Below are 816 nucleotides of genomic sequence, written 5' to 3'. Positions count from 1 at the left end.
ATCCCGTCCGTCAATATAGATGGCGCCTTCACTGAGATCCTCCAGGCCAGTAATCACGCGCAACAGCGTTGACTTGCCGCAGCCGGACGGCCCCACAAAGACGGCGAATTGACCATCCTCTATATCGAGGCTGACATGGTCGATAGCTGTGTAGTCGCCGAAGCGTTTTACAGCGCGATCAATCGTGATCTGGCCCATGAAATCTCCTCTAATGCGATCAGTCTTTGACCGCGCCCATCGTGAGGCCCGATACGATGTGCCTTTGCATGAGCAGGGTGAAGATGATCGGCGGAATTGCCTGAATTACCGAAGACGCCGCGATCATCTCCCAAAAAGTCATGCTGTTGGTGACGAAGGACGAGATAACGACCGGAAACGTCTTTGCGGCGCGAGTTGTCAGAAACAGGGCCAAGAGCAGCTCGTTCCATGCAAAAATGAACACGAAGGTAGCCACTGTCGCGATGCCGCTACGGGTTAGCGGAAGGGCTACCTTGGTGAAAATCTGCGCCCAGGAGCATCCCTCGAGCATGGCTGCTTCAATCGTCTCGCGCGGCACGCGCCGGAAGAACGACATGCTGACCCACACGGCAAAGGGAATATTGAAACCGGCATAGACGACTATCAGGGCCCACACGGTGTCGAGCAAGCCTATGGTGTTGAAGATTATATAGAGCGGCACCCCGGCCGCGATCGGCGGCATCATACGAGTGGACAGGATCCAGTCTGCCAGGAACTCGCGGCCGCGAAACTTGAAATTCACCAAACCAAACGCAGCGGGCAACGACAGCACCATGCACAGGAGCGTCGCACCAAGGG

At 56.2% G+C, this 816-nt stretch carries 2 protein-coding genes; both read right to left on the bottom strand.

Annotation, left to right across the window (positions count from 1 at the left end):
• The coding region (locus EN750_RS36980) for an ATP-binding cassette domain-containing protein (protein WP_145968316.1) at positions 1 to 198 on the bottom strand (198 nt) is incomplete at its 3' end.
• Positions 199 to 217: 19 nt separating this feature from the next.
• Positions 218 to 816 (bottom strand): carbohydrate ABC transporter permease (locus tag EN750_RS36975; RefSeq protein WP_210212807.1); only part of this gene is annotated, 599 nt, incomplete at its 5' end.

It is taken from the genome of Mesorhizobium sp. M7A.F.Ca.ET.027.03.2.1 (assembly GCF_003999175.1).
Lineage (GTDB): Bacteria > Pseudomonadota > Alphaproteobacteria > Rhizobiales > Rhizobiaceae > Mesorhizobium.
The sequence above is the reverse complement of the archived record's forward strand: the minus strand, read 5'-3'. Positions and strand labels throughout refer to the sequence as shown.